Origin of the sequence: Ensifer sp. ENS03 (genome assembly GCF_014852035.1) — a bacterium.
GTDB lineage: Bacteria > Pseudomonadota > Alphaproteobacteria > Rhizobiales > Rhizobiaceae > Ensifer > Ensifer adhaerens.
This window is the reverse complement of record NZ_JACVAV010000001.1, coordinates 1,104,064-1,118,160: the sequence shown is the minus strand read 5'-3', so window position 1 is coordinate 1,118,160 and position 14,097 is coordinate 1,104,064. Positions and strand designations below refer to the sequence as shown.

13 protein-coding genes and 1 tRNA gene are annotated in these 14,097 nt (G+C 60.6%); 8 read left to right on the top strand and 6 right to left on the bottom strand.

Annotation, left to right across the window (positions count from 1 at the left end; genetic code table 11):
- Positions 1-159 precede the first annotated feature (159 nt).
- Positions 160-639: an SsrA-binding protein SmpB gene (gene smpB, locus IB263_RS05485; protein WP_034804150.1), complete on the bottom strand. Its 480-nt coding sequence runs from the start codon at positions 637-639 to the stop codon at positions 160-162.
- Positions 639-1,523: a 4-hydroxy-tetrahydrodipicolinate synthase gene (gene dapA / locus IB263_RS05480; RefSeq protein ID WP_192437865.1), complete on the bottom strand. Its 885-nt coding sequence runs from the start codon at positions 1,521-1,523 to the stop codon at positions 639-641. Before dapA ends, smpB begins: the two co-directional genes overlap by 1 nt.
- 293 nt (positions 1,524-1,816) lie before the next feature.
- Here dapA and IB263_RS05475 point away from each other — a divergent pair, with 293 nt between their 5' ends.
- The 3 genes from IB263_RS05475 to IB263_RS05465 all read left to right on the top strand — a co-directional run bounded on the left by IB263_RS05475 (position 1,817) and on the right by IB263_RS05465 (position 5,553).
- Positions 1,817-3,883, top strand: a complete 2,067-nt coding sequence (locus IB263_RS05475) for a lytic transglycosylase domain-containing protein (RefSeq protein WP_192437863.1) — start codon at positions 1,817-1,819, stop codon at positions 3,881-3,883.
- Between the two features lie 109 nt (positions 3,884-3,992).
- Positions 3,993-4,505, top strand: coding sequence for a BA14K family protein (locus tag IB263_RS05470; protein ID WP_192437861.1), 513 nt, complete (start codon positions 3,993-3,995; stop codon positions 4,503-4,505).
- Positions 4,506-4,665: 160 nt separating this feature from the next.
- Positions 4,666-5,553 carry an alpha/beta fold hydrolase gene (locus IB263_RS05465; RefSeq protein WP_192438023.1) on the top strand — a complete coding sequence of 296 codons (888 nt, stop codon included), beginning with the start codon at positions 4,666-4,668 and terminating at the stop codon, positions 5,551-5,553.
- A gap of 127 nt (positions 5,554-5,680) precedes the next feature.
- Here the strand turns inward: IB263_RS05465 and IB263_RS05460 are convergent, their stop codons facing one another.
- From IB263_RS05460 to IB263_RS05450, 3 genes are all read right to left on the bottom strand, one after another.
- On the bottom strand, positions 5,681-6,712 hold the full coding sequence (locus IB263_RS05460; protein ID WP_060604138.1) for a porin: 1,032 nt from the start codon (positions 6,710-6,712) through the stop codon (positions 5,681-5,683).
- Positions 6,713-7,375: 663 nt separating this feature from the next.
- Positions 7,376-7,465 (bottom strand) — tRNA-Ser (locus IB263_RS05455).
- A gap of 186 nt (positions 7,466-7,651) precedes the next feature.
- Positions 7,652-9,871: a caspase family protein gene (locus IB263_RS05450; protein WP_192437859.1), complete on the bottom strand. Its 2,220-nt coding sequence runs from the start codon at positions 9,869-9,871 to the stop codon at positions 7,652-7,654.
- 294 nt (positions 9,872-10,165) lie between these two features.
- On the opposite strand from IB263_RS05450, the gene IB263_RS05445 reads away from it, so the two are divergent.
- From IB263_RS05445 to IB263_RS05435, 3 genes are all read left to right on the top strand, one after another.
- Positions 10,166-10,522, top strand: coding sequence for a hypothetical protein (locus IB263_RS05445; protein ID WP_192437857.1), 357 nt, complete (start codon positions 10,166-10,168; stop codon positions 10,520-10,522).
- A 201-nt stretch (positions 10,523-10,723) separates the two neighbouring features.
- Positions 10,724-11,101, top strand: coding sequence for a PilZ domain-containing protein (locus tag IB263_RS05440; protein ID WP_034804171.1), 378 nt, complete (start codon positions 10,724-10,726; stop codon positions 11,099-11,101).
- Between the two features lie 120 nt (positions 11,102-11,221).
- Positions 11,222-12,337, top strand: coding sequence for a pyridoxal phosphate-dependent aminotransferase (locus tag IB263_RS05435; RefSeq protein ID WP_192437855.1), 1,116 nt, complete (start codon positions 11,222-11,224; stop codon positions 12,335-12,337).
- 51 nt (positions 12,338-12,388) lie between these two features.
- Here IB263_RS05435 and IB263_RS05430 read toward each other — a convergent pair whose 3' ends face one another.
- Entirely contained in the window at positions 12,389-12,655 is a 267-nt protein-coding gene (locus IB263_RS05430; protein ID WP_034804178.1) for a sel1 repeat family protein, read from the bottom strand.
- Positions 12,656-13,249: 594 nt separating this feature from the next.
- On the opposite strand from IB263_RS05430, the gene IB263_RS05425 reads away from it, so the two are divergent.
- Both IB263_RS05425 and IB263_RS05420 read left to right on the top strand, forming a co-directional pair.
- Complete coding sequence (locus IB263_RS05425; RefSeq protein ID WP_034804181.1) at positions 13,250-13,591, top strand: DUF2147 domain-containing protein; 342 nt, start codon at positions 13,250-13,252, stop codon at positions 13,589-13,591.
- 314 nt (positions 13,592-13,905) lie between these two features.
- Positions 13,906-14,079: a hypothetical protein gene (locus IB263_RS05420; RefSeq protein WP_034804185.1), complete on the top strand. Its 174-nt coding sequence runs from the start codon at positions 13,906-13,908 to the stop codon at positions 14,077-14,079.
- Positions 14,080-14,097 lie beyond the last annotated feature (18 nt).

Here is a 14,097-nt window from a genome sequence, read left to right as displayed (position 1 = left end):
ATTGCGCGAGCGCCGCTTGAACCACTCCGCGTCAACGGCGTCGATCGTTGAGTTCTCTCAATAAATATCAAGAATTGCAGGCAGGGCTTTCAGCGCGCCGTGGCCGACAGCTGCGTTGCATCGGCCGTCTTTGTCGGATGCAACGCAAAGCGATTTTTCTTAGCCGCGGTCCTTCAGCAGGCGGCTTTTCTGCCGGTTCCAGTCGCGTTCTTTCGAGCTCTCCCGCTTGTCGTGCAGCTTCTTGCCCTTGCCGAGCGCCAGCTCCAACTTGGCGCGGCCGCGATCGTTGAAGTAGATCTTCAGCGGGATCAGCGACATGCCTTCGCGGTTGACGGCGCCCTGCAACCGGTTGACCTCGCGCTTCGACAGGAGCAGTTTCCGCCGCCGCCGCGTTTCATGATTGAAACGGTTCGCCTGCAGATATTCCGGCAGATAGGAGTTGATCAGCCAGATCTCGCCGCCCTCGTCCGTCGCATAGGATTCGGCAATGTTGGCCTTGCCTTCGCGCAACGACTTGACCTCGGTGCCGGTCAAAACCAGACCGGCCTCGTAGGTGTCGACGATCTCGTAGTTGAAGCGGGCCTTACGGTTTTCCGCCACAACCTTGTTGACCGTGCGCTGGCTTCCTTTGGGTGCCATCAGTTCATCAATCCTGCATGTCTGAGTGCTGCATCGATCGCAGCCTCGGTTGCCGGCTCGAGCGTCGGCAACAGCGGCGAGCGCACGGTGCGGCTCATACGGCCGAGGCGGTTCAGCGCATACTTGGCGCCGCAGAGACCCGGCTCCATGAAGATTGCCTTGTGCAACGGCATCAACTTGTCCTGATAGGCAAGCGCCTTGGCATAATCGCCGGCAAGCGTCGCTTGCTGGAACTCGGCGCAAAGGCGTGGCGCAACGTTTGCCGTGACCGAAATGCAACCAACGCCGCCATGGGCGTTGAAGCCGAGCGCGGTTGCGTCTTCGCCCGAAAGCTGGACGAACTCCGGACCACAGGCCATGCGCTGCTCGGAGACGCGCTCGATCTTGCCGGTGGCATCCTTGACGGCGATGATGTTGGCGTAAGCCTTGCTGAGCGCCGCCATGGTCTCGACACTCATATCCACGACCGAGCGGCCGGGGATGTTGTAGATGACGATCGGCAGCTTCACGCTCTCGGCGATCGCGGCATAGTGCGCGAAGAGGCCCTTCTGCGTCGGCTTGTTGTAGTAGGGCGTAACCACGAGGATCGCATCGGCGCCAGCCTTTTCGGCGTGCTGTGCAAGCTCGATCGCTTCCGTCGTGTTGTTGGAGCCGGCGCCGGCGATAACAGGCACGCGCTTGGCAGCCGCTTCGATGCAGAGCTCGACCACCTTCTTGTGCTCATCATGTGAAAGGGTCGGAGACTCGCCGGTGGTGCCAACGGGCACCAAGCCATGGCTGCCTTCTTTTATCTGCCATTCCACATGCGCGACGAAACCATCCGCATCCACCGCGCCGGTGGCGGTGAACGGTGTTACGAGAGCGGGAATGGAACCCTTGAACATGCACAACTCCTGACGGCGTAAAAGCGAAGTCTGCACTCATGCTTTGGCCGTAATCGACGGTTAAAAAACTGCCGCACCATAATCATGTGAGGTGGCTGCGGCAAGCGTTGTAACACGGCATTTCACGCCGGTTTTCATGCAAAAGCTTGATGTTTGGCCTGCATAATCACGACCGCCCAACCAGGGCGAGAGCGGGTTTGGCGCAATTGTTACGATCGATACTGGCCGCCCGTCTTGTCATCGGGCAATCTGGCGGCGGATGAATGTTGGACACGGGGAACACGGGGTTCTTGATGCGCGGGTCAATATATCTGCCTGTCGCCGCCATCATCGGCGCGGTGCTTCTGGCAGCGCCAACGGGCAACGCAGAAACCCTTGATCGCATACCGGTTCCGACACGCAAGCCCGCGCTCTTGGACAAGGCAGCCCCCATTGCCGCGAACGAAACCACGAATGCCATCGCGACGGCTGCCGGACCCGTCAGCAGCGATCTCAAGGCGGGGCTCGATGCTCTGTCCAACAAGCAGCCGGCCGCAGCGATTGCCGTACGCGACGCGATGCTCGAAGGCACGCTCGACCGGCACATATTGACCTGGGCGATCGCCGTTTCTGGCCAGCGGGGCGTACCTTCCTTTGAAATCGCCGATGCCCAACGGGAATTGCAGGGATGGCCGGGGCTGAAATCGCTGCGCGCCAACTCCGAACGAGCGCTCTATCGAGAGAACCCGCCGGCGGCCGATGTGCTCGCCGCTTTCGGCAACACGCAGCCGGAAACGACGGAAGGCGCCCTCATTCTTGCGCGTGCTCTCGTCGCCACCGGAAAAGCCGACACAGCCGCCAAGAACCTGCGTGCGATCTGGCAACGCGACATGCTCGACAAGGACATCGAGACCAAGATCCTTGACGAGTTTTCCGGCCTCTTGACCACAGACAATCATCAGCGCCGCATGGTGCTACTTCTCTATCGCAACCGCGTCGAGCAGGCCGAACGCTTCGGCGACCTTGGAAAAGCTCAATCGCTTTATCGCGCCTGGGCGGCGGTCAGCCGTGGCAGCGACAAGGCGCCGACCCTCATCGCAGCGGTCGATCCTGCCTGGCGCAAGGACGCAGCCTATCTCTTCATTCAGATCGAGCACCTGCGCAAACAAAAGAAATACGAGGAAGCAGCAAAGCTCCTTGCGCGCATGCCCAAGGACAAGAGCGCCCTGGTCAACCCTGGCGAATGGTGGGTCGAGCAACGGGTCGTCAGCCGCGGGCTGCTCGACAGCGGCGATTTTCGAGGCGCCTATCGGATCGCCGCCGGCCATCTCGCGACCGAGGCGACCGATATTATCGACGCCGAGTTTCATGCCGGGTGGTATGCCCTGCGCGGCATGGAGGACCCGGCGACCGCAGCGCGTCACTTCCGCCGCATTCTGGATGTGTCGAGCCGTCCCCTCTCCGCTTCGCGCGCTTGGTACTGGCTCGGGCGCTCGGCCGAGGCCGGCGGACCGGGTGACGCCAACGGGTATTTCGCGAACGCAGCCCGCTATCCCGGAACGTTCTACGGGCAACTCGCAGCCGCCCGGCTGGGTCGCAAGACGCTGAACGTCGCCTATCCGGCCCCGGCGGCGGACGACCGATCGCGGTTCGAAAGCCGCGAGGCGGTGCGCGCCATCGCGCGGCTTGAAGGCACAGGCCACACCTGGCGCGCCGACAGCATCTACCGGGCGCTTGCCGACGAACTGACGAGCCCCGGCGAGCTGGCGCTGCTTTCAGCCCGAGCGGAAAGAACCGGCAACCACCAGCTTTCCCTACAGGTCGGCAAGATTGCCTTTGGGCGCGGAATCGATGTTGCAGCGCTCGCGTTTCCCGTGGGCGTGATCCCGTCAAGCGCCAATATCGACGGCTCCGGCAAGGCACTCGCCTATGCGATCGCGCGCCAGGAAAGCGCCTTCAACCCGGGCGCCATCTCCACCGCCAACGCCCGCGGTCTGTTGCAGTTGATGCCGGGAACGGCCAAGGGCGTTGCCAGCCGCTACGGCCTTGCCTACTCGCAGGACCGGCTGACGAGCGACGCCGGCTACAACGCCACGCTCGGCGCCCACTATCTCGGCGAACAGATCAGCAGTTTCGGCGGCTCCTACATCCTCACCTTTGTCGCCTACAATGCCGGCCCGCGCCGCGTTCCGGAATGGCTCGACCGCTACGGCGACCCGCGCGGCAAGCCGATCGACGAAGTCGTCGATTGGATCGAACGCATTCCGTTTCAGGAAACGCGAAACTATGTCCAACGGGTGATGGAGAACTATCAGGTCTACAAATCGAGGCTCGGGCAAAAAGCCGATATCGTCGAAGACCTGAGAATGGGACGGCAATAGCCGGCCTCAGCCGCGATCAAATAATTGTGATCAGCGTCAACGGCACAAACCGCGCCTTCAACCATTTCCTTTCTAAGGCCAGACTTTTCCGAAGGAAATGGTGAACGTTATGAAGACCTTGACAATCGTCGCCCTTTCGCTGGCGACCGCCTTGAGCAGCGTGCCGCCCGCCGGCGCGTTCACGAGCGCTCCGCCAATCGTCTCCGGGACGACCAATGTCCAACAGGTTCAATTCTCCTACGAGCGCGGCGAAGAACGCAAGAGCCGATCCAGTTGCGCCGTTCCCTATTGCGAACTTCGCGGGCGACATGGCTATTATCGGGATCGCGACTACCGCGACTATAATCGCAGCGGGTACTACCGCGACAGATACTACCGGGATCGATATCGCCGCCACTATGACCACGACGACAACGACGTCGGGGCGGTGATCGGCGGACTGGCCGCAGGCGCGATCATCGGCGGTTTGTTGAGCCAACCGAGATACTACAACGGACCAAGAGCCGTCAGCGGCAATGCACACCAGCGCTGGTGTTATGCGCGCTATCGTTCCTATAGGGCCTGGGACAACAGCTACCAGCCCTATGGCGGCCCGCGACGCCAATGTAGCTCGCACTATTGAGCTAAAAAGTTGTTGAGCAGAACGCTGCCAACGCAAGGGGAAAAGTCACATCTGTTGGATATCGCCAGCTACGCTCGGGCCGCCGAACAGCTATGTCGGCCCGAACAACTTGCCCCTCACCTTCAAACGGATAGATTTTAGCTGTCCGAGAGGGAGCAGCATGGGCCAAGGCATATTCCACGAGCATAACTTCCGTAGTTCCGATGGGCTACTGCTCTACGCAAGAAGCTACGGCCCTCCCCCTTCGCCATCCGCGGCAACACCGATCATTTGCCTGCCAGGCCTCACCCGCAACAGCCGGGACTTTCACGAACTCGCAAGCTTTCTTTCGACGTCACGGGGCATTCCCGTCATCGCACTGGATTATCGGGGGCGCGGCAACTCGGAACGCGACGCCGATAAGAGCCGCTACACTGTGGCCGTCGAAACGACCGATGTGATAACGGCCTGTGCTCACTTTGCGGTCGAAAAGGCAATCTTTATCGGCACATCGCGAGGTGGCCTGATCCTCCACAACCTCGTCGATCGCGCCCCTTCGTTGATTGCAGCCGCAGTGCTCAACGATATCGGGCCTGTGATCGAAATTGGAGGTCTGCTTGCGATCCGGGATTATCTCAACTCCAGCGCCGCTCCGGCAAGCTGGGCGAAAGCACCCGGCTACCTGAGGACACTGCACGGCGGCGACTTTCCAGTCTTAACCGACCGCGACTGGTCGGACATGGCCAAAGCGATTTTTCGCGACGAGGACGGCATCCCGGTTCCCGATTTCGATCCAGCAATCGCGCAGTCCCTGCGCGGATTGACACTCGAAACACCATTGCCCGATCTGTGGACACCCTTTGACGCCATGAACCAGGTCCCCCTGATGGTCGTCAGGGGCGAGCATTCGCGGCTTCTTTCAGAGACGACAGTGCGCGAAATGCGCCGGCGACACAATGCGATGACTGCCTTTATCGCGCCTGGCCAGGGCCATGCGCCGCTACTTCATCTGGACGGTCCGCGCGACGCCATCGCTGCATTTCTAAACGATCTCGCGCGCTCGCGCTGACCGAAGGAAGCCGCACCGACGCGGTCTTTATTCCCAAGTGCAGGACCAAAATTCATGGTGCCATACCAGAACGAAAAAGCCCGGCTCGAAAGCCGGGCTTCTCTCTTCTGACCGAGGTCAGACGATCTTAGAAGTCGCGCTGCAGGCGGACGAAGCCGAATACCTGATCCTGTTCGCCGTCAGCATCTTCGTACTGGACCGACACGCGGGTCGCGAGACCTTCGGTGATCTTGTAGTCGAGGGTGACGCCAGCGCGCCAAGCATCGTCACCGCTGAAGTCGGTGAGCGAGCCGTGGCTCAGGTTGTCGAAGTACTGAACGCCGGGGGTAATGGCCAGCTTGTCGGTCGCGTTGAAGCGGTACGACGCAGCAACGGTCCACTCAGACTTTTCCCAGTAAGCGTTCGGGTTCGAAGCCCAGATACCAGCAACCTGGAAGACGCCCGGGCCGAGGTCAGCCGAGAGCAGAGCGCGGATTGCGCCTTCTTCGAGTTCAGAGTCGTAGCCGCCGAGCAGGTCGAAGGAAACGCCACCGAGCGAAGCCGATACGATACCGGAAACGCCAACACCGTTTGGCTTCGTGGAGGTGCCTTCGAGTTCGTCAACCGAGAGACCGGCCTGGAACGAACCGCCGTCATAGAGGTAGGCGATCGAGTTGAATTCGGTGAAGTTGCCGAGCGAGTCGGTTTCGCCGTTCAGGCCCTTATCCCACCAGTTGTAGAAGAAGCCGGCCTTGAGGCCACCGAGCTGGATGTAGGCTTCGTCAACGTCGATCAGGCTGTCGCCGACGTCGGTGTCGTTGTCAGCGTTGAACTCAGCAGCGAAGAAGCCAGTGAGCGTGCCGTACTCGGTGTCGCTCTTGGCGTCGAACGAGATGTAAGCGCGCGAGAAGGCATCCCAGTCGGACGTGCCAGCATTGCCCCAGCCCTGACGCTTGTTAACGGCGTTCTCACCGTAGTCAACCTGGAAACGGATGAAGCCGCCGATCTTGAGGCAGGTTTCGGTGCCCGGGATGTAGAAGTAGCCAGTGCCGAAAGCGTCGCAAACGCGAACGTATTCCATGGGCTCCGGCTCTGCTGCGACGATTGCGTCGGCTGCCTGAGCGCCGGAAACTGCTGCGAGAGCTGCAGCGGAGCCGAGAAGAAGGCTCTTGATGTTCATTTCTGACCTCCAGTCAAAAGTTTCAAACGGGTCTGGGTATTTTGCTGAAGGACAGCTTTCCCTGCCCCATCCCCAACGTTCAAGAAGTCGGACGATCAACCGCCCTTGCTTCCGGAGTTGAAAATACAAGACCGGATCACCGGCGCAACGTCCAACTAGCGAGTTCACGTCCTTTGCATCGCCCTTCGCCGAGGCCTGTTGCTGAAACGACACAAAATCGCCGCAGACCCCCGCAGAAAATTAACAAAGCATTAAGAAAACCCTTTAGCGACGGGGGGTTAGCATAAGGAAGGTGGGGGGCGCCTGTTTCAGAAAGAGGCAGAAACCCGCCCAAAACAGGGGAAAAGCTGGACGCGAACCCCGTTTCAGATGTCCAGTGAATGCCTAAAACAGCATTCGCTCCAAGAAAGCGCTTGGTGGAGAAAGGATGGCGGCCTGGGGAATCAGCAGAATCAACGCAGAGATTCGGCAAACGCCCCGGCTAGGTGATTCTGGACGCTGCAAAGATCAGCACCGCGCAGCACCAAGAATGCACGGGCGCCCTGGCGACGACTGCCGCCACGGCCAACGAACCACAACAAATGAAATTCAGTCGCGAGATAGCCGAGACCAGATGCTCGCTCGAAGGGCGGGGCGCAAAGGACATGGGGCTATTTGGGATAATGGCGGAGAAGAAGGGATTCGAACCCTCGATACCGTTTCCGGTATACTCCCTTAGCAGGGGAGCGCCTTCGACCACTCGGCCACCTCTCCGTTAGCGCCTGACTAGTGTCACTCAGCGGCCAATGCAAGATTTTTTTGTCGGTTTCCGGGAAATCCTCGCATTTTCATGTGGGCCGATCGGCAACCGCCGTCGTGCCGCGTCGTGTTCTCCCTCATCTCCGCAGGCAAGACCAGCGTACGCAGCGATGTGATTCCGCATCGGCGCACGCCTGTTGCCTACGATTTGCGCGCGAGGCGCTCGATTGCCTGTTGGGTCGCCGCGCCGAACTCGCCGTCTACCGGACCACCATAATACCCGCGGTCCTTCAGCAGGTTCTGCATTTCCTTGCGGAATGCGGGCGTGAAATTGTTGGGCTGGCTCTTCAGTTCATCGAGTTTCGCCGGATCGCCGCCCTCGACGCTGGCTGCAGCCCAGCGAACCGCCTCCTTCGCGTCCGCCTTGGTGCCGAGACCGTAATCATAGAGGCGACTGAGGTTGCCCATCGCATAGGCGCTGCCGGCGTTGGCCGCCATCTCATACCAGGTGCGCGCCTGCACATAGTCCTGCGCGACACCATTGCCGATATCGTAGAACCAGCCGAGCAGCGCCATGGAATAGGAATCACCCACGTTGGCCGCCTTCTCGTACCAGACCTTGGCTTCCGGGTAGCTCTGCTCAGTCCCCAGCCCGTTCTGATAGGCCCAACCGAGCGACGACATCGCGTTGGCGTCGCCGCTTTCGGCTGCCTTCTTATACCAGGCGAGCGATTGTTGGAGGTCTTTCGGCAGGCCAAGACCTTCGCGATGGAACCAGCCCATCGTCGCCATGGCATTGGCATAGCCCTGATTGGCCGCCAGTTCATACCACCGGGCGGCTTCCGCATAGTCCTGCGCGATGCCGTCATAGCCCTCGCGATAGAGCCAGCCGAGCGAGGCCTGCCCGTAGGCATTGCCGGCGCGGGCCGCCTGGTCGAACATGCGCTTGCCCTCGTCGACGTCCACCGGCCCATCGGTCCCGTAGACCGAGAACCAGGCGAGATTGGTCAACGCATACATGTTGCCGCCGTCGGCCGCCTTTCGGTAGTTGCGCCGCGCCTCGACATAGTTCCGCCCGGCGTCCTGCGCGCGCCCCAACATATTGACGAGCATCATATCGTCAGGGTTTTCGTTGACGGCCTGGGCACAGGCGGTGAGCGCCCTTTCGGCGTCGAGCTTCAGGAAATTGACCCCGAGGAAACCGGGCATCGACTGCGGCTCGCCGGCAAGCAAATAGCAATCGCGCGAAGCCTGTGTGTCCTTGCCGGTCGGCGAGACGTTGAGGCCCTTCCGTGGCTCGAGGGCCGCAATTTGCTGCTCGGCCTCCGCCTTGTGCTTGCTGTCAGGGTAGCGCTCGATGAAGCGCGTCAGCGCCGCCGCATCGGTCGACTGCTTCAAGGCGTCCCAGGCAATCTCGTCCGGCGTCACGCTCGCTGTCTGCTCGGCTTCGCTCAAGAGCTTCAGTTTCTTTTCTGCGAGCATCTTATAGACCGGGTCCGAACCATGCTTTGCCAGGAAGGCGGTCAACAGGTCCTTGTCCGCGAGATCGCGGATGTTCTGCCAGTCGGCAGCCGCCTCGGATTGGCTGTTGGGCGACAGCTGTCCGCCACTATTGGTGACGGTGATGTTCACCTCTTTGATGTTGAGAAAGATCTGGGCGCCGCCGAGCGAGCCGTAGACGAAAGGCTCCTGGCCGCGATTGGTCACCGACACCACCTCGTCGCGAACCTTTCCAAGCGCGATACGGACATCGACGCCCGGTTCCGTCAGATACTTGGCGAGTGCCGTGGCGAAGGGGCTGTTCTTGCCCTCCCCGTCGAGCGCGACCGTGCCGGCCTTCGAGGCGAAGGCGACGAGCAGATCGGCCGATTCGGGCTCGACGCGCGCCAGTCCGCGCGAAACGGCCCTGGTCGAGATCGAACGCGTCATGCTCTGCTCGAAAGGATTGTTGCGACAGGCGTCGAGAATCACCAGCTTGAGCTTGGTCGCGCCTTCCAGCGAACGCTGAACTCGATCGAGGCCGATCGCCTCGTCCTCGATATCCTTGTCGGTCTTCAGTTGCGCGTCGACGGGAAGCAGGAAGTTCTCGCCATTCATCTCCATGCCATGGCCGGAGTAATAGACGATCGCAACTTCGGCACCGGTCGCGAGATCCTCGAAGTCGCGCAGCGCCTTGACCATCTCCTGGCGACCGACGTCGTGCACCGTCGTCACCGATTCGAACCCGGCATCCTCGAACGAAGCCTTCATCAGTTCGACGTCGTTGGCGGGGTTGTTGAGCGGCGACGTCGCTTCATATTTCTCATTGCCGATCAGCAGCGCGACGCGTTTTGCCGCCCATGCCCCTGATGGCATCGACACAAGCAGCGCCACACAGACGATCGAAAGCGGCAGCCACCGCCGCGCAAGCCCCAAGGCCATGTTATTCCCTCCAGCACCCATCATCGTCTTCCGCCTTGCCCAGCGTGAACGACAGACGATGCCTCGCCCGATTACCCCTCGGGGGCGGCCATCGGCGCCCCGGTCATGTCTAATGAAAGTATTACGTATGAGGTTGGGGCTTTCAATGTGCGCGCATGCCAAATTTAGCGACGACGCCTGCCGATGGCACAAGGTCTAAGCAAGGCGGCGTGCTTAGCTCAATCACGGGGGGCGCGGCGAGTCCGCCAAGAACACCACAGATCCGCCGAGGGCTGCGCTGATACGGAGCTTGCCATGTCGATGAAAATGCATGTCGCCGAGGGAAAGCCAGGCCAGCTCGCCACGACCCACCAGCATTATTTCATCGAGCGACCGTGCAGGATCCTCGTCATTGGCCAGCACCTGAAAGCGAAGACAAAGTATCGGTGCCTGCTGCGCCATATCTCTATTGCCGGCGCGATGCTCGACTTCAATGCGACGATCCCGCTGCCGAAGCACTTCTTCCTCGAGATCGAGGGCTTCAAGGAAGAAATCGGTTGCTCCGAGGTTTACCGTGAGAGAGCGGAACTCGGGGTGCGTTTCAACATGCTGCTTTCGGCAGATTTCCTGAGACGCCTCATCCGCATGCAGTTTTCCAGCGGCGGACTTTGATCTCCTCAAATCAAGCGAGCCCCGACATTAGATTTTTAGTGATCGATTTCAGGGGATTGCAAGTTTCTTCTGCAAGACTGATTCTAGCATCGGTAGAAATCGTCCACCGATATGATGTGGGACAAATGAATTGTCCGGGGTCCACGAATGCGGTCAAAGGTTGACCGTGCCGTGCGACCCGGCACTGGCGGAGAAAGACGCATGCAGAACCAGACCATGTATTCCTGCGTCCCCTCGCCATTTTACGAGCGGCGCTACGAGCGTTTCAACATCGGCCATGCGGGCACGCTGACCGCCGTGCAGCCGGGGCTCGGAAGCGTCTCGGTCCGGTCCTGCCGGATGATCGACATATCGCGCGGCGGCGCGAGCTTTGCCGTCGACACCAATATCGGTCTGCCGCAACATTATTATCTGCACATTGTCGGCACTTCGCTTCGGATCGGCTGTGCAGAGGTCTATCGCAACGGCGAGCGCATCGGCGTCCAGTTCATCAAGCCGATCGAGCAGACCTTGCTGCGCGAAATCATCCGGCAGGAGTTCTTCACCGGGCAAGTCAAAAACGCAAAGCCGCGGCGATAGGCCAGCCACAAGACGAAAGGCGGCGGATTCCCGCAGCTTTTCTTTCGGGAACGATTCCGAATTGCCACAGCATGCGATAAGTTCCCCCGTACGTCATCCGAACGGGGCCTTATCTTCAGCATGTCCGCATTCTCTCGCTTCACGCCGCTCATCCAATCCCTACCGTCCACCATCCCGTTTGTCGGGCCGGAGGCGATCGAACGCCAGCGCGCGCGCGCGATCGCGGCGCGCATCGGCGCCAATGAAAGCGGATTCGGTCCGGCGCAGAGCGTGCTTTCAGCAATGAGGGAGGCAGCCAGCGGAACCTGGAAATATGCTGACCCGGAAAATCACGATCTGAAACAGGCGCTTGCAGCCCATCTCGGAACCAGCCCGGCCAATCTCGCGATCGGCGAAGGCATCGACGGCTTGCTCGGCCAGATCGTCCGCATGGTGATCGAGCCGGGCATGCCGGTCGTCACCTCGCTCGGGGCTTACCCCACCTTCAACTACCACGTCGTCGGCCATGGCGGCCGGCTCGTCACAGTGCCCTATGCGGGGGACCGGGAAGACCTCGACGGGTTACTGGCAGCCGTGAAGCAGGAAAATGCGCCGCTCGTCTATTTCGCCAATCCCGACAATCCGATGGGAAGCTGGTGGTCGGCCGAACGCGTTGTCGAGTTCGCGAGGGCCCTGCCCGAAACGACGCTGTTCATTCTGGATGAAGCCTACTGTGAAACCGCACCGGCCGATGCGCTACCGCCGATCAACGCCCTGATCGACATGCCGAACGTGGTGCGTACGCGCACGTTCTCGAAGGCTTACGGGCTTGCGGGTTCGCGTGTCGGCTATGTGGTCACCACGCCGGGCACGGCCCAGGCTTTCGACAAGATCCGCAACCATTTCGGCATGAACAGGATCGGCGTCGCCGCGGCAATCGCAGCACTTGCGGACGAGGTGTATCTGAAGGAAGTGACGGCCAAGATTGCGGCGTCGCGGCAGCGCATTGCTGCTATCGCCACGCAAAATGGCCTTGCGCCGCTCGTCTCGGCCACCAACTTCGTGGCCGTCGATTGCGGCCGGGATGCGGTCTATGCCCGCGCGATCGTCGATACCTTGATGAGCGACCACGGCATCTTCATAAGAATGCCGGGAGTGGCGCCGCTCAATCGCTGCATCCGGGTCAGCACCGGACCGGAGACGGAGATGGCCCTGCTCGAAGCGGCCATGCCCGCGGTCCTGAAGAAACTCGCCTGACCCCTTTTCTCAAGGCCCAGCTTGCGGCGCCGTCGGGCGCCGCCCGTCCGATCAGTGAACCGTCATCCATTCGCGAGCTGCGCGCAGCGCCGCTGCGAGGTCCGGCTTGCTCATCGTCATCGCCAGGTCGGCGCGCAGATCGACGGCGCGGTCGCAACCCTTGATCGCCGCGATGTTCAGCCACTTGTGGGCGGCGACGAGATCGACCGGGCGACCGTGGCCGGTCGCATAGGCCAGACCCATGTCGCAAAAGACTTCCGCCTGGTTGTCACCACCCATCGCGGCATCCGAAGCAATCTGCATATCAAAGCGTGCCATTGTCGTGTCCCTGTCTTGCCTGGTTGGTTTTTCCGAAGCGGCCCGCCCGTTTGGGGCGGACCATGCTCCAGATCAGCACTTGTTTTGGTCCCTGTTCGACCTTGCCTCTTTGCGGGCCTTTCCGAAGCGCGCCGTCTTTTTGCGGTGTCGTCCTCGGTGGTTTTTCGGAGCGTTTCGTTCCGCTCGTCTTATGGCTTCACTATGCCTGACGGGCTTCAATGGGCGCTTAAAATGCATGCTTAATTTGCGACAAACAAAGTTCAAACGCTTGGTAAACTTGAGTTTTTGTTAAACATCGGAAGGCCTGAAATCCCGCGCATTCGCCTCAAAATTTACGAAAAATTCAATCGACGATTTCAACCAAACGCTAACCACGAAAAGATCGGCGCCAGCAAAGTCCGCGCAATTCCTTGCGCAAGAAGCGCTCAAAACCGCCCAGGAAAAAGCGCCAAAGGCCGCGATTCGGCTGGTTTACCTTTACGTGCGCGTAAGCTATCTTGCCCGCGGCGGTGAGGAGACTGCCTTTTCATACGAGGACATCTTGAGCTGCCGGCGGAGCGGACGACGCCGGCAGCCTCAATCTGGAGGACACGAATGCTACGTACATTGCTCATCACCGCGACGCTGGCTCTTGGCATTGCCGGGACCGCCGCGGCGGCGGAACCGATTTTAGGCAACTGGAAGACGGCGAGCGGCGCCACGGCGGAAATCGCCCCCTGCGGCGGTGCCTTTTGCATCACGCTGAAGACCGGCAAGCATGCCGGCAAGCGCATCGGCAATCTTTCGGGCACCGATGGCAGCTACTCGGGCGAGATTACCGATCCGGACACCGACAAGACCTACAGCGGCTCGGGCGCTGTCAACGGCAATTCGCTGAAGATGAAGGGGTGCGTGCTGAAGGTGCTGTGCAAGTCGCAGACATGGACCCGTCTCTAACAGAGCCGGCGCGGCAGAAATCGCCGCTTCGATTACGACGATGAAAGGGCAGCCGATGGCTGCCCTTTTTTATGCGCGCGAAGGATCTGCGGAGCGGCCTTTCGCCGGCGCCCTCAACCGGCCTTTTGCAATGGCCCGAGCATACGCCTTCCGTTTCGACGGACAGTGCCACCGGGGTCGGCCGGCTCTCGGCTCCGTGGGCGTACAACCGAAGATGAACGCCAGATGAACGGACATCTCAGCATCAATTCAGTTTGGGTATGCGAAAACACACTCAATCGATTTGAACCTGCCTCCAAACAACGGACAGAACCATGGATATCCTCGCTCGGCGCCTCACCATCATCAGCCTTCTGATGGTCGTTTTCGCTGTCACTCTTGCAGCTGCAGTCAGCGCTGACACCGAACGTCGCCGCAGCAACACCTATCTCGGTTCGCTGACCGATTGCACCGCCCACACGGCACAGTACTGCCAGGCCAAGCTCTAACGCAGCCAGGCAGGCTAA